This window comes from Kaistella flava (ex Peng et al. 2021) (assembly GCF_015191005.1).
In the GTDB taxonomy this organism is placed as follows: Bacteria; Bacteroidota; Bacteroidia; order Flavobacteriales; family Weeksellaceae; genus Kaistella; species Kaistella flava.
In genome coordinates this window covers 2,251,861-2,273,814 of record NZ_CP040442.1, presented here as the reverse complement: position 1 = coordinate 2,273,814, position 21,954 = coordinate 2,251,861, and the positions used below count along the sequence as shown (strand labels likewise).

Sequence of the window (21,954 nt, the reverse complement as noted above, 5' to 3'; positions counted from 1 at the left end):
GATAGCTTCTGTTCCTAGGAACAGAAGCTATCCCAGCAGTCGGCGAAAAATTTCATCTTATCTTTGGGTTGCAAAACTCTAAAAACAGATGGCTCATTTAACGTTGGAACAAAGATACCAAATAGAAACTTATAGAAGTACTGGAATCAGCATTTCTGAAATAGCCAACTTTGTAGGCAAAGACAAAAGTGTAATTTCCAGAGAAATCAAGCGAAATGCGGATCAAAGAAGTGGGACATACAAAGCAAAATTAGCCGATAAAAAGGCTCAAAATAGGCATCAAATAAAAAGGAAAAAATGCTCATTAACAGCAGAGATAGAAGTGAATATTTTGTGTTATTTGATTAAGGATTATAGCCCAGAACAGATCGTGGGTAGATCTAAAGTTGATAAGGTAAGTATGGTATCTGGTGAAAGAATTTACCAATACATTTGGGAAGATAAACGCAGAGGAGGTAAATTGTATCGGCATCTTCGAACCCAGGGAAAGAAGTATAAAAAAAGAGGTCATTTAAAAGACAAAAGAGGTCTTATTGTTGGTAGAGTGGACATTAGTCAGCGCCCTTCAATAGTTGAAAAGAAGAATAGATTAGGAGATTTAGAAATAGATTTGGTCATAGGGAAAGATCACAAAGGAGCCTTACTAACTATTAATGACAGAGCCTCTGGTGTACTATTTATGGGAAAAGTAGGTAGTAAAGAAGCTGCTGAAATTGAGAAGAAAACCATCGAGTTATTACAAGATTGGAAACCTCTGATCAAAACTATAACCTCTGACAATGGAAAAGAATTTGCAAATCATCAAGCGATAGCAGAAGCACTCAATATAAGCTACTATTTTGCCAAACCATACCACAGTTGGGAAAGAGGAGCGAATGAAAATTTGAATGGATTAATAAGACAATATTTTCCTAAAAAGCATAACTTTGAAAATATCACAAAAGAACAAATACAAGATGTAACTTATATTTTAAACAATAGACCTAGGAAAAGATTTGGGTACAAAACGCCCAATGAAATATTTGCCGAACAACTAAATAATTTTGATCATGTTGCATTTATTACTTGAATCCACCTTCTAATGCATTTCTATAATCTTCATTATTAACATGGGTTTGAGAAGATGACACAAATGCTTCCCCTATTTTATCATTGTCTTTTATTTTTACAGCAGTTAGGATCAAACTGTCGCCGTATTTTATTTGAACATCTCCTTGTTTGTTGAATGTAGCTAATGAATAACCGCGATACAATTTTTCTAAATTATGTTCTTTTTTTGCTTTGGCGATATATACTTTTATATAATCAAAACTGATCTCACTTTGTATGTTTTGCTGCTTGATTTTGGCTTCTAATTCTTCAAAACTCATCGAAGTAGAAATAGAGTGCACGATTTTGCCCAAAAAACAAACTGCATTTTAGGGGTAATAGAAGAAATATCAAAGAAAAAAATAGATTTTTTAACATTGAAAGGTGCTAATAACTGCTCTAATTAAGGAAATTTTCACCAAACCACCAAATCTTTGTTAATTATTTGATTTACAATAGTGTTCATTTCTTATTTTCCGATTCAGAACAGTAGATTTCCCGATTTGGAACAGCGACTCACTGATTTAGAACAGTGATTTTTCTATTTAGACCATTACCTAAAAATTTCAAAATTTGGAAAATTGTTTTTCACCGTATAGTTTTGGCAATAGGAAATCTAAACAAAATAAAACATGAAACAAATCAATTTTTTAGCATTAAGTTTTGCAAGTATGTTACTGATTACTTTATTCTCATGTAGAGAAAAGAAAGAGACCTTTTATGTCAATACTGAAAAGGATACCTTAAAAAAGAAATTGATGAGAGGTGCAACCGTAACAGAAAAAGATTCTGCAATTGTGATTCTGAATACAGAAAACATTGAGGAAGATCCTAAAGTAAAACCACCAATTAAAAAAGGAAATTAATAAAAATTTTATAGAAAATGTTTTTTTACTGTCGTTTTTTATTTTCTAAAAATATTTTGCAGATAAAGCATGAAAAAAAAGGTGAGTATGTGAAAGGCGCAAAACTAAAAGCAAGTGCTAGCCGCAAAGAAATGGCTATAAAATTTTCTGTAAGCAGTATTTTAATTTTTGAGTAAAGCAAATGTCGAAGAAAAATGAGGCAGTAGCGACAAAAAAATCTACCAAGCCACAAAAAAAATTAACCAGAAACAACCGAAGTAAAATATGTGCTTCCCAATTCGGTTGTTTTTAAACAAAAATATAGGGAAGACAAAAAAATATTATGAAAAAATTAGTTGCAATTTTTAGTTTGTGTATGTTAGTATTTAGTAGTTTTGCTTTTGGACAGTCTGAAAAAAAAGCAGAACTTTCAGCATCAGATGTGTCATTTTCGAGTCCTCCAACATCTTCTTTAGTAGAAATCAAAATTCATTTAGTGATTGGAAGGGTATCAAAAGGTTGTCTGGGATTTGGTTTTTGTGGTGGAACTGCTGACGCAGAGGTAAACTTAAAAAATGCTAATTCTGCCGAAGGATATCTTGAAAATACAAAAAATGGTAATTATTTTAGATTTGACTTGGCAACTGCTATTGATACAAGTAAGTTTGATAGTACACTTTATATTGATAAAGATATTACTATTGTACAAGATGGAAGTAAATATACTCTACTTGCAGGTGCTTATACCCCAAAATTTGGTAATAATAAGAACGGAAGTTATTATATTACATTGAAAAAATAATTTCAAATTATAAAAATATATTCTGTTTGTTCAATCTGAACAAACAGAATTTCTAAAATATTTCTAAATATGAAAACACTTTATTCAATTTTGGTTTTAACAATGTTTACTAATTGTCAACCAATTGCAAAAGCTTTAACCGGTATTTCAACTCCCAAAGAAGAAACCACAGAATCTATATTAGATTTTTTGGAGAAGGCAAAAATGGATACATCGAATATTTTTGTTGTGAAAGATGAAAAGTCGTATTATCCAACTTTGAAATTATTCAGTAATTCATTTCCTGAAGCTTTATTATTTGATAAAAATGGGAATGAACTTATTTACAAAGAAACGGTACAATCTTGTAATGCCGGTCTTTTTGCGACTATTCCTAATTTAAATACTACTTCGGAACTAAAAAAAGGAAACCTCCAAATAGAAAATGTCTTAAATACTTACGCCGTTCCATTACTTAAAAACAATGTGATTTTGGAAACTCAATGTGATTATTACCTTATTATCAATTGGGGGAAATTTATTGGCAAACTCAACAGAGATCATGTAAAAGTATGGGAAGATTTGGCTAAAGCAAATAACAAAGTGAAAATTAAAGTGATAAAATTGAACATCGATTTACAGAAAAATTGGGAACACACCGAAAATAAAAAACTATGAAAAATATATGTTATCTCGTATTGCTTCTGCCTGCATTTGCTTTCTCACAAGAAAGTATAAACATTTCTGCGGATTTACGAGGCAGGTCTTGCAGTGGTGGAAGTGGGATTTGTAGCGTAGGAAATAGTTCTGATTCCAAATTTGCTACTGAAGTTTTAGTAAAAAAAATAGGTAAGAGCGAGGTCGCTTTCATTATCAAAAAACCAAATCTAAATTCTGAAACGCAACGAAGTATTGCCGGAAAAGAGTTTGCTAAAATTTCGGCAAATGAAATACCACAGTTTCATCAAGAAAAAGATTTATTTCTTGACAAAGAAACTTTAGAAAAATTAGAAATGGATCCTAAGTTTTTGGTTATTAAAGAAGGTTTTTATCCTTTGCAATTTGATGATCAAAATATAACGATTAGTTTCACTTTAACTGAATTGTGATTTTATTTTAAATGACCTTAATTTCAAAAAGACAATCAGGATGAAAAAAATATTCTTACTCGTTTCAATCTTTTATTTTTCTTTTTCCTGTGCGAAAGAAAAATCCATTAATGAAGATCCCAATATCATTATTAATGAAATGTATTCTGAAATTATGATTTCTAGAACAAAGTTTTTTGACCGTTCAGGGCAAATTAACATAAGATTAAAAGAAATTAATTCGAGTCTTTTGGAAGAAAAAGATCTGGCGAAAAAAGTTGATTTTTTGATTGAAAAGGATGTTCTAAAAACAAAATTAAAAGATGCAGAAAACGATGCAGAAAATGATATTTCTAAAATAAGATATATCAAAGGTTTACAGATTATTAGGATTCTCTACGGAAAAGTTTTAGGTCTTGATCATCATTTTGCTTCTGTGAGAACGTTTTCAGAAATTTCAAAAATTTCAAATCCCAATCAATATCCCGAATTTGAAAAAGTTCAGGAGTTGGTGAAAAACAAGAGGGATAAAAAAGTGAGTTTTGATTTAACCAACGTTTTAGGGTCAAATCCATTGGTTTCAGTATTAATACTTTTACAGGAATGTTGGTTTCTAATTTGACCAAAGAAGAAAAAGAAAATGAACTTGGAAAAGTCGATTGTATTATTGATTTTACCTTGAGAATGCAGAATGATTTGAATACGATTTATTTTGAGACTTCGTTTCTGCAAACATCAAATGAAAGCGTTAAAAAAGATATCGAAAATCTTTTTAGAGATTATACTAAACCAATCGGATACGGAAAAAGTTTGAAAGATTGCCGTGATAATGATGACTGGGATGAGGTGAAAGACAAATTGCAAAGTTTTATTGGCACTATTGAAAAATCAGAGAATCTTAAAAAAAGAAAAATGCAGATAGAAGTAGAATTTCCGATTGATCGTCTAATTCAGTTCATAGGTTCGTATAATAATTTCATTAATTCTGGTGAGCAATTTTACCAAAAATTCAATATTATTTTAAACAGTTACGAGAACCAAAAGCAATGCGAAAGCAAATTGCCTATTGAATATGGTAAGTTAAAATCAGATGTCAATGTGGCGATCGAAAAATTCAATGTAGCTTACAAACCTGTGGAAGTTAACGGCAGTAAAATGAAAGAAATATTATACGGTATAAACGAATTCGAATGAGAAAATATCGAATGATTTCAGCAGGTTGCTTTGCGTTATGTTCATTGATCTTTGCGTTTTAATTTTATCTCGTAAAGAGTGAAATACCAAACCCCAAAATGTATATCTATGGTATCGGCGTATTTATTTGTGCGTTATTAGCAGTTTATGTATTTCGACAAAAATAATAATCAAAGAAGTTGAACCTTTTATATTAGAACAAGATAGCATACCAGCTTAATTAGCAAAATATTTGGTAGTGTTTCACTAACTGTGTAAGTTGAAAAGTTATTCTGAAAAATTTTGAGCCCTCAAAAGCTCAAAACTTTTTCGGAAATAACTTTTTTATTATTTTTAAACTTTATACAGTTATGATCGACAAAGAAGAATTATTAAACAACAAGGAATTTTACAAATCCTTCAAGAGCGGCGAAGATTTAACCTCGTTCTTCAAAACAATGCACAAACGAGCCGTAGAACACATGCTCGAAGCCGAACTGGATGACCATCTGGATACCGAGAAACATCAAAAAACCAAAAACGGAAACTATCGAAACGGCCATCAAACCAAGAAAATAAAAACCTCTTTCGGCGAAGATGAAATTAAAGTTCCGCGAGATAGAGAAAGTACTTTTGAGCCGGCTTTAGTTCCCAAAAGGCATAATATTATTGATGGTTTAGAAAATATTATCATCTCATTTTATGCCAAAGGAATGAGCGTGAGTGATATTGAAGACCAGATCAAGGAAATGTACGATTTTGATGTTTCAACATCCACAATATCCAGGATTACCAATGCGGTTTCCAGTGAGATTGTCGCTTGGCAAAACCGGCCACTAGAGGATTTATACCTCATTGTTTGGATGGATGGAATTGTTTTTAAAGTCCGTGAAAATTCAAAAGTCATTAACAAAACCATTTATCTTGCCGTTGGTTTAAGACGGGACGGAAAAAGAAGTTCTGGGAATGTGGCTTGGAAAAAACGAAAGTTCCAGTTTTTGGATGAGCGTACTAACCGACATAAAAGCACGGGGTGTAGAAGATATATTGATCACTGCAACGGATAATCTCAATGGATTCACCCAAACTATTCGCAGTGTTTTCCCACAATCTCAAACTCAGATCTGCGTGGTTCATCAGATAAGAAATGCCTGCAAATACGTAGTTTGGAAAGACAGAAAAGCCTTTACTTCCGACATGAAACACATTTACAACGCTCCCACGAAGCAAGCCGCGGAAGCTGCTTTAAATGATTTTGCAGAAAAATGGGAATGTAAATATTCCTACGCCATCAAATCCTGGAGAGATAATTGGGATGAATTAACGGTATTCTTCGAATTCCCGGTGGAAATCCGCAAAATCATTTACACCACCAATTTAATAGAAAATCTGAATGGAAAAATAAGAAAATACACCAAAAACAAAATGTCTTTTCCAACTGATGATGCAGTTTTAAAGTCGGTTTTTCTTGCGTTAAGAGAAGCAACAAAAAAATGGACAATGCCAATCAGAGATTGGGGAATTGTACTCAATCAATTTATGCTTATATTTGAAGAAAGGCTCAAGTTATAAAAAACTCAAGCCTCAAACTTTTCAACTTACACACTTTGCGGGATAGTGTCAAATATTTTCCCACTTGATCAAAATCGCAGATTCGGAGCAGTTAAAGTTAAATCTTTGACAAAGTTTTTAAATAAAAATCCCAATTCATTTTATTTGGTATTTCTTGTATTTGTAATAGTTTTTTAAACTCGCGCATTCGTGATTTTCCAAAAACAATAAATTATTATTACATTTTGCCAAGCCTTCAATAATTCCTTATCTTCCTCAAAAAATATCACCTCCTCCTCAATGCAAAAATCAATCTTACTCCTTCTCTTTTTATTCTTCGGAAATTACATTATTCCAGCCTCTTTTCAATCTCCACAGCAAACCAATCAACTTATTCTTAAAGTAAAAGTTATAGGTGTAAAAGACGGCGATACCGTTGAGGTTTTATATTATCAACTTCCGATTGTAATTCGGCTCGAACATATCGATGCGCCAGAAAAGAAACAAGCGTTTGGGACGGTTTCTAAACAGAAACTTTCAGACTTATGTTTCGGAAAAAATGTTACAATTATCAGCACTGGCAAAAAAGGAAACTATGATGGCCGAGGTCGGATGATCGCTGAGATTTTTGTAAATGAAAAAACGAACGCTAATAAAGAAATGGTAAAAGCTGGTTTAGCCTGGCATTATAAAAAGTATTCCAAAAGTGACGAGTATGCGCAATTAGAAAATATCGCAAGAAAAAATAGAGTAGGACTTTGGGCTGATAAAAGTGTTGTCGCTCCTTGGGATTTTAGAAGATAGATAATTCATCAATAGATTGAATTGGAAAGGTTTTCTGTCTTTCTTCAGCTTTTGCAAACTTTTGAATAACATAGAATATAAAACTTTGTTCCTTTTGCGGTTAATAGAATATTAGGTTTTAAATTTGTAAAAAAATAATTCAATGTTGCAGATTAAATCTTTCGCTTTCAATCCTTTTTCACAAAATACGTATGTCGTTTTTAATGAAAATAAAGACGCATATATCATCGATCCGGGAAATTTTACTGATGAAGAAACCGAGACTTTAGAAAAATTCATTTCAGACAATGACTTAAAAGTTCAGAATATTCTTTTAACGCACGCACACATCGATCACGTTTTGGGTTTGCAGAAAGCGTTTGATAAATACAAAGTTCCGGTTTTGGTTCATCCGCTTGAGCAGGAAATGTTGGACAGAAATCCAATGGATGCCAATAGATTCGGCTTTTTCTTTAAACCATTTGAAGGTAAAATATCTTATATTAATGAAGATGAAATAGTGATATTAGGAAACCATGAATTCAAAATAATTCACGTTCCCGGACATTCACCAGGAAGTATTGCTTTTTACAACGAACCACAGAAATTCATGATTTCGGGTGATGTTTTATTTGAAGGAAGCATTGGCAGAACCGATTTGTACAAAGGTGATCACGAACAACTCATTACCAATATCAAGAATAAACTTTTTATTCTCGATGAAGAAACAAAAGTCTACAACGGACACGGAAATCCAACCACGATTGGATTCGAGAAAAACTACAGTCCTTATTTCAGATAAAACTTTTTCAAAGATTTTATCGTTGAAAAATGTTGCAAATAAAAAAGAGCCAAGTAATCTGTATCATACTTGGCTCTTTTTACTTTTTACTTGGCTCTTATTAAGCCTTCCACTTGATATTACAACCCATACTTGGTTTTTGAATTTCCTCCTGTGGTGCTTCTGCCAATAAGTTTTCGAAGGCGATAATTAAATCTTCACCTGTGATTTCTTTATTATTTCCCGGTCTGGAATCATCCATTTGTCCGCGGTAAATTAAATCTAATTTTTCATCAAAAAAGAAAAAATCTGGCGTGCAAGCAGCGTCGTAGGCTTTTGCAATTGCCTGGCTTTCGTCATATAAATAAGGGAAATCGAATTTTCTTTCTACTTGAAAATCAATCATTTTCTCTGGAGAATCAGCAGGATATTTTTCAACGTCGTTAGCATTAATAGCGATGAATTCAATTCCTTGTTCTTGATAATCTTCGTAGAGTTCGGTTATTTTATCGATTGTGTGAAGTACAAACGGACAATGGTTACACATGAAAAAAACAAGCGTTCCTTTTTCCCCTTTTAAATCTTCCAAGGTTTGTATTTCGTTGCTTTCAGATGGATTTGGAAGTTCAAAGAAAGGTGCTTTGGTTCCCAGTGCGAGCATATTTGAAGGAGTATTTGACATTGTATTATTTTTTGATATTTAAAGTATGAAGCAAAGATAACGATTCTTCCACCGAATTTTCAAAATTTACCCAGTTGATGTTTTCTTCTTTTCGGTACCAGGTCAGTTGTCGTTTTGCAAATCGTCTGGAGTTTTTCTTGATCTCTTCCAAAGCAAAATCTAAAGTCCAGGTTCCATCGAAATATTTGAAGAGTTCGGAGTAACCAACGGTTTGTAAAGCCAGATTATTTTTAAAAGGAATTAAAGATTCCGCTTCTTTCAGCAAACCGTTTTCTACCATCAAATCTACGCGTTGATTGATTCTGTCGTAAATAGTTTCGCGTGGAGCTTGAAGACCAATTCTAATCACTTCAAAATCGCGCTGATTCATTTGTTCTGAAATATTTGCGGTATACGTTTTTCCGGTTTGCCAGATAATATCAATTGCGCGGAATAATCTTCTCGGATTGTCTTTGTCCACTTTATCAAAATATTCCGGATCTAAATCCTGTAAAATACTTTGAAGTTTTTCAATTCCATCTTCTTCTAAAATTTGCTCGACTTTCCTTTGGTTTTCTTCGTTGGCTTCGGGTAAATCGTGAAGTCCTTCGATGAGGGCTTTTTCGTACATCATGCTTCCACCAACCAAAACAACAACGTCATGTTTCTGAAATAATTCTTCGATTTTTTGAATAGCCTCTTTTTCATATTGTCCGATGGAATAGTAATCCTGAACGGAAAGGTTCCCAATAAAATGATGTGGAACTTCGGCCAGTTCTTCTGCAGAAGGTGTTGCCGTTCCGATGTTCATTTCTTTAAAAAACTGTCGGGAATCACAGGAAATAATTTCGGTCTCGAAATGTTTGGCGATTTCGATGGCGAGTTTTGTCTTGCCGATTCCTGTTGTTCCGATAATGGAGATGAGTTTTTTCACGCTGCAAATTTCCTGATTTTTTTTGAATTATATTCAAACATTAAGGTATTAAGAGAGATTAAGATTTACATTGGTAAATAGTACAGCAATTTTTTCCTTAATGATTCTTAATACCTTAATGTTTAAAATTATAGATTGTCAATTTATTAATCTTATTTTCTCGCACAGATTTCACAGATTGATATTCGTGATGAAAATTGAAACTGTTCTTTTTTTATGTTGGTACTTCTTGTAATAACAAACTATCTGAAGTTTTTAGCCCCGATTGCAGTGAAAATCCCGGAATGAGGCGCGATCCGGCGCGGCGGAGAGCGCGGAATGAGGAATTGTAACGGAAAGCGGGACTGGTTTTGTAAGAAGCGAAAATCCTGATGCTCCTCCTAAAAAAACCGCTCTTTTTCAAGAACGGTTCTGTATTAAATTTTTGATATTATCCGATGACTTCGGCTTCCTCAATCATTGGGTCATCTGATTTATTGGCGGCTTCCCAAGCGACAAACTTTTCGGCTTCTCTTACCAATAATGGAATTGCAAATGTGAGCAATGCCAAATCGTCTAAAACACCGATAACTGGTATCCAGTCAGGAATTAGATCGATGGGAGAAATAAGGTAAATTAACACTAAGCCGGGAAGAATTACATCTTTTAAATGGGGTTTGTAACCTCCTTTTTTAGTTGCCGATTTTATCATCCGAATAATTACAGGGATTTTTGCGATAAAACCTTTATGCTTAAATGCCTCTTTAGCCAATTGAATTTTTGATACTTTCATTTTCATGTTGTGATTTATAAAACGCGATATAATTCGCAAATTCTATACCATCATTTCGTAATTTTTAGTTAAAATTACTGAGTGACATTATCGATGAATTCATTGGTTGATTTGGAATTCCAGTCTTTTGAACCATCTTCTTTCAGAAGGATTCTTCCATTTTTATCTAATAAAAAAGTAGTCGGAAAAACCTTCGGTAACACATGATTGGTAATCGGACTTTCGGCGATGTAAACCGGTGCGGTATAATTATTTTTTTTCATAAATTCAATCACATCTTCTTCTTTATCCTGCATGGCAATCAGCACGAAATCGATCTTGTCTTTTCTGGCTTGATACAATTTTTCAATGGTTGGCCATTCTTCGCGACATGGCGGACACCAAGTTCCCCAAAAATTAAGCAGAATTAATTTCTTGCCTTTTAAATCTTTAAGATTCGTGTCGGGAACATTAATTCCTTTGAGTTGAATGTCGTAATCTTCATCGTTTAAAGTGATGGCGTTTTCGATGGCTGCAATTGGAAAAAAAAGATCCTTCAACTTCAATTTTACCGACGGAAAAAGATAGAGCACGGCCAAAAATGCCATAGCCACAATGAAAAATGCGTTCTTCTTTAGGAATTTCATTATTGTGTTTTGATTAAGAGTTTGTTTACTTTTTTAACCGCAAAAGATACGAAAAGGTACGTAAATAGAGTTTGTTCAGAAGTTTCCAAAATGATAATTTACATTCTGTATCCTTCTAAAACTCTTTTTCTCAGTTGTCTTTTGTGCTTTTGCGGTTAAAAAATTAAATATTATTTACAGTAAAGATATGATTTCTTCGATAGCATCTTTACCACGGTTTTTCGCGTAATAAACTTGCAAATCGTTGTAGAACTCTTCTCTTGGATAAGTGTCTGGATTTTCTTTGAATTTCTTCAAAAGATCATTTCCGAATTCTGGCCGCGGACCCCAATCTGCTTTTACCGAAAAATCATCATTCACGATAATTACTTTTGGAATCGACTGTGTTCCATTGGTTTGAAATTGGTCGATTAATGAAAGGTCAGTGTCTCTCAAGAAAACTCTAACTTCAACTCCTGCTGCTTCGAAAAATTTAGAAACTGCTGGAACAGTCGCACTTGCATCACCACACCAAGGTTCAGAAATAATTAAAATTTTACCATTAAAGTTTTTGGATTCTAATTTTTGCAGTTGTTCTGCGTCAACTTTATAGGTTTTTACCGTTCTGTTGGTTCTTGTTAAACCCAGTTCATAATATTCCTGATGTTCATCATTTTTATCGGGATTGTTATGAAAACGCTCTTCTGCGATTTTTAAATATTCATCGAAGTGAATGGCATTTTGCCAGTAATTTTTAAATTCTTCTTTTTTATCGATTGTTTGGGTTTCTTGAATCATTGATTTCATTTCTTTTTTATTTGATACAAATTTCAGGATAATACTTTTATTAGAAGGTGACCTAAATCACATTAGGAGTTTTCTTTTAATTTTTTTTTACCGCAAAAGAGGCAAAAGTTTTATTTATTAAGCGAATCAAAAGAGGGCAAAACGTTTAAAGAGTAACAGTTGTATTTCTTTGACTTTTTCCTTTGCCACTTTGACTTTTATTCTTTTTCAAAGGAGTTAGTGAATCTTAGATTTGCAGTTAAAAGATTTATATTTTTAAAGAGGTTCGGAATACTTGCGAAGTTTATTAATCAAGAATAAATCTGCCAGCACAAAGGCTGCAAAATTCTCAACAATAGGAACGGCTCTTGGTAAAACGCAAGGATCGTGACGGCCTTTTCCTTCAACGATAATTGGATCGCCGTCTGAATTAAAACTATCTTGTGGACGTAAAATTGTCGCTACAGGTTTAAATGCAACACGGAAATAAATATCCATTCCATTGGAAATACCACCTTGAATTCCGCCAGAGAGATTGGTTTTGGTGGAGAAGTCTTCGTTGAATAAATCATTATGATCTTTGCCGGTCATCTTTGCACCACAAAATCCGCTACCATATTCGAAGCCTTTGCAGGCGTTGATATTCAACATTGCTTTTGCCAACTCTGCTTGAAGTTTTCCGAAAACGGGTTCACCAATTCCGATAGGTAAATTCTTGATGACACATGTAATTGTCCCACCTATGGTATTTCCTTCTTTCTTAATTTCTTTGATTCTCGCAATCATTTTTTCTGCAGTTTCTGCGTCTGGACAACGAACGTCATTAGATTCGGTTTTAGAAAAATCTAAATCTTGGTAAGGTTTCTCACAGAAAATTTCGCCAACCGAAGAAACATAAGCATTGATTTCTACGTTTGCGGGTAGAATTTGTTTTGCGATACTTCCGGCAACAACCCAATTCACGGTTTCGCGCGCAGAAGATTTTCCGCCGCCGCGATAATCACGAATTCCGAATTTTTGATCGTAAGTGAAATCTGCGTGGCTTGGCCGATAAGATTTTGAAATGTGATCGTAATCTTTCGATTTCTGATTTTCGTTTTCAATCATAAAACCAATCGGAGTTCCAGTTGTTTTTCCATCAAAAATCCCGGAAAGGAACTTCACCGTATCACTTTCTTTTCGTTGAGTTACGATGGAACTTTGACCAGGTTTCCGTCGGTCAAGTTGATGTTGAACTTCTTCTAAATTAATATTTAAACCTGCGGGAAAATTGGTGATAATACCGCCGTACGCTGTGCCGTGACTTTCGCCAAAGGTAGAGAGCGTGAGAAAATTTCCTAAATTGAACATGAAGCAAAGTTAGGAGTAATTGTTGATTTTTTGTGCTGATGAACTTAATTTTTTTTAAAGAGAAAGATCTTTTAATATCAGTTTTAGTTTCTCTTTTTCCTCAGCCGTAATTTTTCTCCAGGTAAAACCATCTTTTAAAGTTTCGCCTTTTAGTTGCGGGAAAATTCCGGCATCTAAATCTTCTTGAATAAACTGCGGAGAAATCGCAGGAATCGGCGTGTCGAAACTGAAAATGTAACCATCAACAATATTAAATGTAAGATTGCCGATTTGATGAGTTTCATATTTATTTAATTCAAAATAAGAAGGTTTAATAAACTGATTTTTATTGAATCCAATCATGAAATTTCCGAGTTTAAAACTGGGTAAATTGGATTTAACTAAATCTGGGAATGACAGAACTCCTGCAATAAAAATTGATAAAATAGATAAAATGAGCAGCGAATATTTTTTCGATAAAACTTGATAAAATAAAACGAAGAATATCACAAAAAATACGTCAAAGAAAAATCGATATTGTGCTGAAAATAAAAGAACTAAAATGCTTTTAATTAAAATTGAAATAAAAAGAATCCAGATTAATTTTGATTTTTTAATAAAGGAGAAAACAAAAAACACCGTTAAACTTAAGACAAATAAAAGATGAATTACACTTTTAATTCCGTCCAGAAACAACCAGTTTTTTATATAATCAAATTTTGAAAACTGTTGAATTTCTTCAAACGAATATTGCATATCGTAGGTTTTCATTATCGCCATTTCGGAAGAGTTCTGTAATAAATCAGCATTAGGTTTCCACGATAATCCGAGATCGAAAAATTGAACGGGAAATATTGGAAATCCGAAAGTCCAAATGTTTTTAAAAAGGAAAAGAATTAAAATTGCAGTTCCCGCAAGAAGGAATTTGTAATTGCTTTTTAAAATTAAAACGCTGTACAAGAAGATAAATAGCGGCAACCATATGATGGTCGGTTTTATGGCAAAAACAAAAATCGAAAGTGCAAACAAAAATCCCGTATTTTTATTGGAGAGAAAAACTTCATTTAAAATGATTAATGAGAAGACGATAACAGGCAAATCTGCTGATGGGGATTGTATAAAGAGAAATAGTATTGGAAAGAAAACGAAATGAATCCACGACTTATTTTCTAAAATGTAAATCAAATAAACGATCAGCATTAAAACATTCAACCTTAAAAAATGATCCGAGAAATTCGAAAAGCCAGCCTGGAAAATATGCCAAAAAGAATTTTGTCCTAAAAGTAAATCCAGATTTGAAATCCCTTGAACCAGACCAACTTCTGAAAGCCATTTTACGGTCGGTACATAATACCCAAAATGATCTAAAATAAAAGGATAATAAGAACCAAAGAAAATAATCAGTAAAGAAATACTCAAAAATAATATTTTATTTTTCAACAAAAAATCCCAAAATTGGAGATAAACTTTAAAGTAAAAGAAGGCGAAAATCCCGATTAATAAAGTTGACACTTCCACAACGATATTTAAAGGAATAAAAAATGCAAGGACGGTCCAGGTAATTGTTGTGAATAAAATTCCAGTAAGAATTTGCAAAGCAATTCCATCAGGAAAGCCTCTGAAAATATTTTTGAAAATTGCTCCTAAACCTGCTAGAGTTGGCAACAGCAAGATAAGCATCAATAAAATATACAGCATAAAAAAAGATTGCTTAAAAATAAGCAATCTTTTCTATAATATATGAAGTGATTTTTTAATTTCTTGGTTGAACTCGACCGTCTTTTCTGTCGCCAGCTCTACCGATGGTATAACCAGTTGCTCCACCGACAACACCGCCAACTACTGCACCCAAGCCACGGTTTTTCTTACTGATAATTGCTCCTGCTGCTGCTCCACCTACGGTACCAATAATGGTTCCTTTTGCGGCTTTACTCATACCTTGTTTCTGGGCTACACCTTGATTACTTCCTTGAGAAGATCCTGAATTTGAACCTGAAGAAGAATTTTGTCTAGGAGTATTATTTACGTAAACTGTTTTAGTCTCTCTAATAACTTGCGGTTTTGGTTGTGCCGCAATCGCTTGTTTTCTTTCAGCAATACTATCCACTTTCTTTTGAGTTTCATAAGCCATTTTTTCTTTTTCGATGGCTAATTTTTGCTGCTCAATTTCAAGTTGTCTTTGTTGAAATTCGATTTTTTGTTGGTCTAATGATTTTTCAGCTACGGTATTGTCTTTCTTACATGCAGTCAACGTCATCGCTGCTACCGCTCCTGTTAAAAAAAGAGTTTTAAAAGAAAAAGTCTTTCTATTTGTTTGAGGTGTTGAAGTAGTTGCTTTCATAATGTTTAATTTTAATACGTTTTTGAAAAGGAGATTAACAAGTAATCTTTCTGATAATATTCTCTCCAAAAACGAAACCAATCAAGTGTTAATGAAATGTTAATTCTTTAACAGGTGTTAAAGATTAATTGTAATCATTTGATTTGTAGTTAATACCGTATTTTTAAAATATTGGATTCTTTTGAAGATAATTGGTTTTTTCAAACTATCGTTTAAAAATTTCAATGGTATCTACTTTCAACTTTGCTTTAAGCCATTGTCTTAATGTTTCCTCATTCTCTTTGGTAAACGGTTTTTCACTTTGATAAAAAGCAACAGGAATCACTTTGGTAGAGTCTGTTTTTGTAAACATTTCTGGCTTGGCTAAAGAGATTGAAGTTAGATCTGGAAAAATTGACGAAGCTTCTTTGTATAAATTTTCCGTTTGAAAAGAATATCTGTCAACTTTGGCATTGAGGTCAGAAATCAAATTGCTGCGTGCATCATCGATTTCATTATTGGCGATTTTTTTTGCGGAAGCATCTGCTAAAAAAGCACTGTCTTGACGGATAATTAATTTGGTATTTGGTAGTCCCAGGCTGATCAGTTTTTTATTTTCATCTTCAATTTGTCCTGTAGTAAATTTCCGATTTAAAAAGGCCAGTTCAATTGTTCGTGGTGTGGCAGGAGAAGTATAATTTGTTTTTTGATAAACAATTATGTTTCCTTTCGATTCAAACTCTTTCTGAACGTACAATTTTACTTTTTCCTGAAAACGTTGTTGTTGAATAAACTGGTAAGCAAAGAAAACACTTGGTACAATCATTAAAATAGTAATAACCGTAATCCAGATTTTTACCTTTTTCTCCCGTTTCGCATCTACAAAACCGACTGAAGGATATTTTAATAATTTCACAATAAAGTAAGTCGCAATGCAAATAAAAACACAATTGATGGCATAGAGAAAAAGTGCACCACCAAAAAAAGAAAAATTACCAGTTGCTAATCCATAACCGGCAGTACAAAGTGGCGGCATCAAGGCAGTCGCAATCGCAACACCTGGAATTGGATTTCCTTTTTCGACTCTCGTTACTGCAATTACACCGACTAATCCACCAAAAAAGGCAATTAAAACATCATAGATATTCGGTGATGTTCTCGCGAGAATTTCCGATTGTGCTTCTTTATAAGGACTTAATAAGAAATAGATTAACGAGACTGCTAATCCCACTAATGTTGAAATCAAAAGGTTTTTTAAGGACTTTCTTAAAAGAGCAAAATCAAACATAGCCAAAGCGAATCCTGCTCCAACGATAGGAGACATTAAGGGGGAAATAAGCATTGCACCAATGACCACAGCGGTAGAATTTACATTCAAACCGACAGATGCAATCATAATTGCACACGCCAAAATCCAGACATTTGCACCAGAAAAAGAAATGCTGCTGTGAATATTCGTCAAGACCTTCTCTTTTTCTTCTTCACCGAGATGAAGATTAAAATAATTATTCATTATTCGCAATTAGTAGTTAAAACAAATGTAGAAAATAAAAGTAAGATTTAAAGCGACTGATTGAAAACATTGAACTTCAGCTATATAATTCCCAGAATCTTTATTAAAAAAGAAAAACCCTAAAAATCTTACGAGCAGATTAATAGGGTTTTAGAGGTTCCTAGCGGATTCGAACCGCTGTAGATGGTGTTGCAGACCACTGCCTAACCACTCGGCCAAAGAACCATTTGGGATTGCAAATATAGGACTTTTTATTTTTTAAGAGAAATAAAATTAAATATTTTCTTTAATACCAAGACTTTCGATGTCATTTTGCATGTTTCTAGCAAGCTCATAGTCCTTCACTCTAACCACTCGGGTATTCGACCAGTTGTCGTGCCAGCCGCTGTTTCCCAAAAATGAAAGCTGGTCAAAAGGAACTGCGCGTGTGAAATTTCTTTTGAGTAAATCATCCGTCGTTAATTCACTTCCATCAGCTTTTACCACTTTAGTTCCCGTGATTAATTTACCTAAACTTCTTCCGTTACTGAATTTCTCCACTAGAAATAAGATGAACGAACACATTAAAACTGTTCCGATACGATCGATTAATGGATTCATATCTGAAATCTGATCGATGGACTGTTCGATATCTGCGCCCATAATAAAATATTTTGCCAATACAAACGCCAGGATCAAGGCCCAAATAATGACCATTGCAAATGCGAGGTCAATGATGTAATTTAGAAAGCGATACCCTTTATCTGCTTTATGTCTTTCAACAACTTGTAAAACTCTTGCCATATCAATTTTTTTAGTTTTTATTTTAATTCATTACATTCCCTTTACCAAAAGCTCTAATTGTGCTTGTGTGTCAATCACTGCTGTAATTCCGAAAGGATTTAGAATGATTTTTGACGGGGTTAATTTAAATACTTTTCCTTTCATCTTTAAACCTTTGTAATATTCTTTGTTAAAGGTTTCTTCGATACTTTTCCTGGACGAATCTTCGAGTTCCGCGGTCGGAATTCCATATTCATCTTCAATCATTTTTACGATTTTCCTTTGAAATAAAAGCGTTGCCGTTTTATACAAAATGTTTTTTGTTTTCAATTTAAATTTCGTGTCAGATAAAACAATTTTTCTTTTCAATTCATCGTAAACAGGAATTCCAGTGATGAAAGAAGTTCCTTCGATTGCACCTTCTGTCTGTGCTTCGATGATGATTCGGTCATCTTCTCCGTAAACATTAATTGAGGTTATTTTTACTTTCGACTTCCCTTCTCTAAAATCAAATTCTTTTCCTAAAAACATTTTTTCAGCAATAGCGGTCGCTTCACTGAAAGGAATATTCACGGTAGTTTGCAATAAAAAAGATTGCGGAAGTTGCTGTACAGAATTAAAATTAGCAACTGTTTTTATCAAAGGTGAAGAGCCAGGTTTTCTTCCGGTAAAAGTTTCTGAGTAAGTATCAATCCCGATATTAGCATCTATTCGATTTCCGTAAAAAACGAGTGGTGTAATATTAATGCTGATAGGTGTGATTTTCAACCAAGTATTATATTCTTCAGAAACCTGAAATGGCTCTGAAAATTGATTCCACGCCATAATCGCATATTGTTGAAAGTTCAGTTGATCCAACATCATATCATCGATAGTTTTACAAAAGTCCGCTTGTTGTTTTTTCAAACTTGATTCAACTAATGAAGTGATTGGAACTTTTATTCTTCCATAATCGAGCACTGGTTTTGTCACCCATTTAAAGCCCATCGGCGAAGTTTTGGTAACCATCGTCCAGTTATTATTAAAAGAGAGCTGTGTATTAAAATACATCACGGTCTCAAAAGTCGTGCTTTGATAATTATAAAGTCCCAATGTTCCGATTCCTTTTTCTGCCCATATTTTTAAAGGAACTTCGATAAGTAAATTTTGCTTTGTTCCACCAACTAACCGAATTGGACGCGTTTTCCAGACTTTTACTTTGAACTGATCATTGTCATTATCGGTATAAGAATCATCTTGAAAAATTAAAGTCGGCACCGAATTATTAATAATATTTCCGATTTCAGCTAACGGAATTTTAACCGGCATCGAGATCGATGATTTTATTTTTGGAAAATTATAAACGGGGACTGATGAATTCTCACCCATTTGTTGGGAAAATATTTTCGAACCAAAAAGTAGAATGAATAGTATAAGAAAGTTTCGCATTTTTATATTTTCAGTGAAACGCAAATTTGCATAAAATTTGCATAATGCAGGCAAAAATATAATCCAAGATTAAAAATTTTTCAAATCGATAAGACCTATCGATTCTTTAAACTGAATATATTTTGAAAAATAAATTGGATTTCGTACCTTATAACTATGAAAAAATTTGAAATTTCTGTACTGGATTTAGCGCCGGTCAGACAAAACAAAACCATTCACGATACTTTTAATGACAGTTTAGAATTAGCAAGATTTGCAGAAAAGTTAGATTATAAAAGGTTTTGGCTCGCCGAACATCACAATATGGCAAGTATTGCAAGTTCTGCGACTTCAGTATTAATAGGTTTTATTGCAAATGGAACTGAAAAAATACGAGTTGGTTCTGGCGGAATAATGTTGCCAAATCACAGTTCACTCGTTATTGCCGAACAGTTTGGAACACTGGAAAGTTTATTTCCAAACAGAATTGATCTCGGTGTGGGAAGAGCGCCTGGAACTGATGGTTTAACCGCTAAAGCATTGGGTAGAAATCCAATGAATATTAATCAACACTTTCCTCAGCAAATTCACGAGCTTCAAAAATACTTTTCTGTTGAAAATTCTGAAAGTTTAGTTCGAGCAATTCCGGGTGAAGGTTGCGATATCCCAATTTATATTTTAGGATCGAGTACTGATAGTGCGTGGCTCGCAGCAGAATTGGGTTTGCCCTATGCTTTTGCTGGACATTTTGCACCAGAACTGATGGCCGCTGCTTTTGAGATTTATCGTGAAAATTATAAACCGAGCAATCATTTCCCTAAACCTTATATCATTGCTTGCGTGAATGGAATTGCTGCCGAAACTGATCAGGAAGCAAATAAATTAGCAACAACACTTTATCAGGCATTTATCAATATTATCAGAAATGACAGGAAACCATATTCTCCGCCAGTTGATGATATGGACGAAGTTTGGAATCCTATGGAGAAAGCCCACGTCTTGAATATGTTACGTTATCGTTTTGTTGGAAGCAAAGAATCGGTAAAAAAAGAAATAGACCAGTTTCAAAAACTGTTTAGAGTTGATGAACTTATGATTACTTCTCATATTTATGAAAATGAAGCACGATTGAAATCTTATGAAATCTTTAGAAATGCAGTTGATGAACTAAATGATTCGTTATTATAATTTAACTTCTGTAGAACCATGTCAAGCTTTAAAATATTGACAATATTATTTGTAAATCAGATGGTCATAAAAAAAATGTGCAGTTAAAAGTATTTCTCTAACTTAATTAAACTGAAATTTATACAAATGCCGTAACTCGCCTCCCGGCTTGAACGGAGCTCCTTTTGGGGTTTCTTTGAAAAGGACGAAGCCAAGGCAGAAAACCCAAAAAAGCGGGAGCCATTCGACAAGCTCAGGACAAATTCAGATGGAAACAGACGCCCAAATTAGAATTGTCGGTTGCGTTAAAACTCAGTATCTTTGCAAAAATCTAAAAGTAAAATGTCAGATATTCAACTTAATACGATTCCTGAAGCGATTGAGGATCTAAAAAACGGAAAAATAATCATCGTTGTTGATGATGAAAACCGTGAAAATGAGGGAGATTTTCTTTCTGCGGCGGAATTAACTACGCCGGAAATTATCAATTTTATGACCATTCACGGACGAGGTTTGATTTGTACACCACTTCCTGAAAAGCGTTGTGATGAACTTGGCCTTGATATTATGGTGACGCGCAGCAGCGATCCGAAAGAAACGGCTTTTACGGTTTCTGTGGATTTGTTGGGGGAAGGAGTTTCTACAGGAATTTCGGCGAGCGATAGAAGTAAAACGATTTTAGCCTTGATGGATGAAAATACAAAACCAACTGATTTTATGCGTCCGGGACATATTTTCCCGTTGCGTGCGAAGAAAGGCGGAGTTTTGAAAAGAGCCGGACATACTGAAGCTGCAATTGATTTGACCAAATTAGCTGGACTTCAAGAAGGTGGTGTTATTTGCGAAATTATGAATGATGATGGTTCTATGGCGCGACTTCCAGAGTTGTATGAATTGGCAAAAAAGCATGATTTGAAATTGGTTTCTATTGAAGATTTAATTCAATACCAATTGAGAAAAGGAGATTTAATTGAGCGTTTGGAAGAAAGAAAAGTAAAAACCCATTACGGTGAATTCGACTTTTTTGCTTTTAAAGAAACGAGTACGGACCAAATTCACTTCGCTTTAACGAAAGGAAAATGGGCGGAAAATGAACCGATCTTAGTAAGAGTTCAGGCTTCAAATTCTTATTTCGATGTTTTGAGCAGATTGACTACAGGTGAAAAACCATTGCTTGAAAAAGTAACGTCGATGATTAATGCGGAAGGAAAAGGAGCGATTATTTTTATTAATAATGTTTCGAATTCTGAAAACACGATGCGCAAATTGCAGCAGTTTTTGGATTTCCAGGATGGTCAGGAAAAGCGTCCAACTTTGGCTTCTAATTTCCACGACTACGGAATTGGAACTCAGATCTTAAAGAATTTGGGGATCAATAAATTTAGAGTTATTACCCAAAATACTAGCCAAAAACCTTTGGTAGGTGGTTATGATGTGGAAGTAACCGAAATGGTTGAACTGTAGAAAGAGCCAAGTAAAAAGGTAAAAGAGCCAAGTAAGGCACTGAATATTTTGGGCAATTTTTTTTGCCGACGCTAAACCCTTTCAGCCTTCCAAAGGCTGAAAGGGTTTTCTTTTTAATCAGCAAATCATCGTATCAATAACTC

24 protein-coding genes, 1 tRNA gene and 1 pseudogene are annotated in these 21,954 nt (G+C 33.8%); 13 read left to right on the top strand and 13 right to left on the bottom strand.

Annotation, left to right across the window (positions count from 1 at the left end):
- The first annotated feature begins 88 nt into the window (after nucleotides 1-88).
- Entirely contained in the window at nucleotides 89-1,069 is a 981-nt protein-coding gene (locus Q73A0000_RS10130; protein ID WP_193810852.1) for an IS30 family transposase, read from the top strand.
- Here Q73A0000_RS10130 and Q73A0000_RS10125 read toward each other — a convergent pair.
- On the bottom strand, nucleotides 1,062-1,403 hold the full coding sequence (locus Q73A0000_RS10125; RefSeq protein ID WP_193810851.1) for a hypothetical protein: 342 nt from the start codon (nucleotides 1,401-1,403) through the stop codon (nucleotides 1,062-1,064). The two genes, Q73A0000_RS10130 and Q73A0000_RS10125, sit on opposite strands and share 8 nt — an antisense overlap.
- Nucleotides 1,404-1,721: 318 nt before the next feature.
- Between Q73A0000_RS10125 and Q73A0000_RS10120 the strand changes: the two genes are divergently transcribed.
- From Q73A0000_RS10120 to Q73A0000_RS10075, 10 genes and pseudogenes are all read left to right on the top strand, one after another.
- Nucleotides 1,722-1,955, top strand: a complete 234-nt coding sequence (locus Q73A0000_RS10120; RefSeq protein ID WP_193810850.1) for a hypothetical protein — start codon at nucleotides 1,722-1,724, stop codon at nucleotides 1,953-1,955.
- A gap of 17 nt (nucleotides 1,956-1,972) precedes the next feature.
- Entirely contained in the window at nucleotides 1,973-2,131 is a 159-nt protein-coding gene (locus Q73A0000_RS10115) for a hypothetical protein (protein WP_193810849.1), read from the top strand.
- Nucleotides 2,132-2,277: 146 nt separating this feature from the next.
- Nucleotides 2,278-2,736, top strand: coding sequence for a hypothetical protein (locus Q73A0000_RS10110; RefSeq protein WP_193810848.1), 459 nt, complete (start codon nucleotides 2,278-2,280; stop codon nucleotides 2,734-2,736).
- 69 nt (nucleotides 2,737-2,805) lie between these two features.
- Nucleotides 2,806-3,393 carry a hypothetical protein gene (locus tag Q73A0000_RS10105; RefSeq protein ID WP_193810847.1) on the top strand — a complete coding sequence of 196 codons (588 nt, stop codon included), beginning with the start codon at nucleotides 2,806-2,808 and terminating at the stop codon, nucleotides 3,391-3,393.
- On the top strand, nucleotides 3,390-3,824 hold the full coding sequence (locus Q73A0000_RS10100; RefSeq protein ID WP_193810846.1) for a hypothetical protein: 435 nt from the start codon (nucleotides 3,390-3,392) through the stop codon (nucleotides 3,822-3,824). The genes Q73A0000_RS10105 and Q73A0000_RS10100 overlap by 4 nt, the downstream gene beginning before the upstream one ends.
- 40 nt (nucleotides 3,825-3,864) lie before the next feature.
- Nucleotides 3,865-4,425 (top strand): hypothetical protein, encoded by a 561-nt coding sequence (locus tag Q73A0000_RS10095; protein WP_193810845.1) that lies wholly within the window; start codon nucleotides 3,865-3,867, stop codon nucleotides 4,423-4,425.
- Nucleotides 4,407-4,997 (top strand): hypothetical protein, encoded by a 591-nt coding sequence (locus Q73A0000_RS10090; RefSeq protein WP_193810844.1) that lies wholly within the window; start codon nucleotides 4,407-4,409, stop codon nucleotides 4,995-4,997. The genes Q73A0000_RS10095 and Q73A0000_RS10090 overlap by 19 nt, the downstream gene beginning before the upstream one ends.
- Before the next feature lie 350 nt (nucleotides 4,998-5,347).
- A pseudogene (locus Q73A0000_RS10085) lies at nucleotides 5,348-6,548 on the top strand (IS256 family transposase).
- A gap of 279 nt (nucleotides 6,549-6,827) precedes the next feature.
- Nucleotides 6,828-7,331 (top strand): thermonuclease family protein, encoded by a 504-nt coding sequence (locus Q73A0000_RS10080; RefSeq protein ID WP_193810843.1) that lies wholly within the window; start codon nucleotides 6,828-6,830, stop codon nucleotides 7,329-7,331.
- Nucleotides 7,332-7,473: 142 nt separating this feature from the next.
- Complete coding sequence (locus Q73A0000_RS10075) at nucleotides 7,474-8,112, top strand: MBL fold metallo-hydrolase (protein ID WP_193810842.1); 639 nt, start codon at nucleotides 7,474-7,476, stop codon at nucleotides 8,110-8,112.
- A gap of 100 nt (nucleotides 8,113-8,212) precedes the next feature.
- Here Q73A0000_RS10075 and Q73A0000_RS10070 read toward each other — a convergent pair whose 3' ends face one another.
- From Q73A0000_RS10070 to Q73A0000_RS10015, 12 genes are all read right to left on the bottom strand, one after another.
- Nucleotides 8,213-8,773 (bottom strand): thioredoxin family protein, encoded by a 561-nt coding sequence (locus tag Q73A0000_RS10070; protein WP_193810841.1) that lies wholly within the window; start codon nucleotides 8,771-8,773, stop codon nucleotides 8,213-8,215.
- A 4-nt stretch (nucleotides 8,774-8,777) separates the two neighbouring features.
- Nucleotides 8,778-9,686, bottom strand: coding sequence for a tRNA (adenosine(37)-N6)-dimethylallyltransferase MiaA (gene miaA, locus Q73A0000_RS10065; protein WP_193810840.1), 909 nt, complete (start codon nucleotides 9,684-9,686; stop codon nucleotides 8,778-8,780).
- A gap of 430 nt (nucleotides 9,687-10,116) precedes the next feature.
- Entirely contained in the window at nucleotides 10,117-10,458 is a 342-nt protein-coding gene (locus Q73A0000_RS10060; RefSeq protein WP_317174242.1) for a YkvA family protein, read from the bottom strand.
- Between the two features lie 74 nt (nucleotides 10,459-10,532).
- Nucleotides 10,533-11,084, bottom strand: a complete 552-nt coding sequence (locus Q73A0000_RS10055) for a TlpA family protein disulfide reductase (protein WP_193810838.1) — start codon at nucleotides 11,082-11,084, stop codon at nucleotides 10,533-10,535.
- A 174-nt stretch (nucleotides 11,085-11,258) separates the two neighbouring features.
- Nucleotides 11,259-11,861 carry a thioredoxin family protein gene (locus Q73A0000_RS10050; protein ID WP_193813698.1) on the bottom strand — a complete coding sequence of 201 codons (603 nt, stop codon included), beginning with the start codon at nucleotides 11,859-11,861 and terminating at the stop codon, nucleotides 11,259-11,261.
- 264 nt (nucleotides 11,862-12,125) lie between these two features.
- The gene (gene aroC / locus Q73A0000_RS10045) at nucleotides 12,126-13,199 is read right to left on the bottom strand and encodes a chorismate synthase (protein ID WP_193810837.1); all 1,074 of its coding nucleotides are present in this window, start codon (nucleotides 13,197-13,199) and stop codon (nucleotides 12,126-12,128) included.
- A gap of 54 nt (nucleotides 13,200-13,253) precedes the next feature.
- Nucleotides 13,254-14,876: an LIC_10190 family membrane protein gene (locus Q73A0000_RS10040; protein ID WP_193810836.1), complete on the bottom strand. Its 1,623-nt coding sequence runs from the start codon at nucleotides 14,874-14,876 to the stop codon at nucleotides 13,254-13,256.
- A 55-nt stretch (nucleotides 14,877-14,931) separates the two neighbouring features.
- Nucleotides 14,932-15,519, bottom strand: coding sequence for a YMGG-like glycine zipper-containing protein (locus Q73A0000_RS10035; RefSeq protein ID WP_193810835.1), 588 nt, complete (start codon nucleotides 15,517-15,519; stop codon nucleotides 14,932-14,934).
- 205 nt (nucleotides 15,520-15,724) lie between these two features.
- A complete protein-coding gene (locus Q73A0000_RS10030) occupies nucleotides 15,725-17,011 on the bottom strand; it encodes a DUF389 domain-containing protein (protein ID WP_193810834.1) in 1,287 nt (428 codons plus the stop codon).
- A gap of 154 nt (nucleotides 17,012-17,165) precedes the next feature.
- A tRNA-Cys gene (locus tag Q73A0000_RS10025) sits at nucleotides 17,166-17,236 on the bottom strand.
- 48 nt (nucleotides 17,237-17,284) lie between these two features.
- The gene (locus Q73A0000_RS10020; RefSeq protein WP_193810833.1) at nucleotides 17,285-17,794 is read right to left on the bottom strand and encodes an RDD family protein; all 510 of its coding nucleotides are present in this window, start codon (nucleotides 17,792-17,794) and stop codon (nucleotides 17,285-17,287) included.
- A gap of 30 nt (nucleotides 17,795-17,824) precedes the next feature.
- Nucleotides 17,825-19,201 (bottom strand): DUF4403 family protein, encoded by a 1,377-nt coding sequence (locus Q73A0000_RS10015; RefSeq protein WP_193810832.1) that lies wholly within the window; start codon nucleotides 19,199-19,201, stop codon nucleotides 17,825-17,827.
- Nucleotides 19,202-19,357: 156 nt separating this feature from the next.
- On the opposite strand from Q73A0000_RS10015, the gene Q73A0000_RS10010 reads away from it, so the two are divergent.
- Together Q73A0000_RS10010 and ribB are read left to right on the top strand one after the other, a co-directional pair.
- Entirely contained in the window at nucleotides 19,358-20,368 is a 1,011-nt protein-coding gene (locus Q73A0000_RS10010) for an LLM class flavin-dependent oxidoreductase (protein ID WP_193810831.1), read from the top strand.
- Between the two features lie 321 nt (nucleotides 20,369-20,689).
- Nucleotides 20,690-21,811, top strand: coding sequence for a 3,4-dihydroxy-2-butanone-4-phosphate synthase (ribB, locus tag Q73A0000_RS10005; protein WP_193810830.1), 1,122 nt, complete (start codon nucleotides 20,690-20,692; stop codon nucleotides 21,809-21,811).
- The last annotated feature ends 143 nt before the right edge of the window (nucleotides 21,812-21,954 follow it).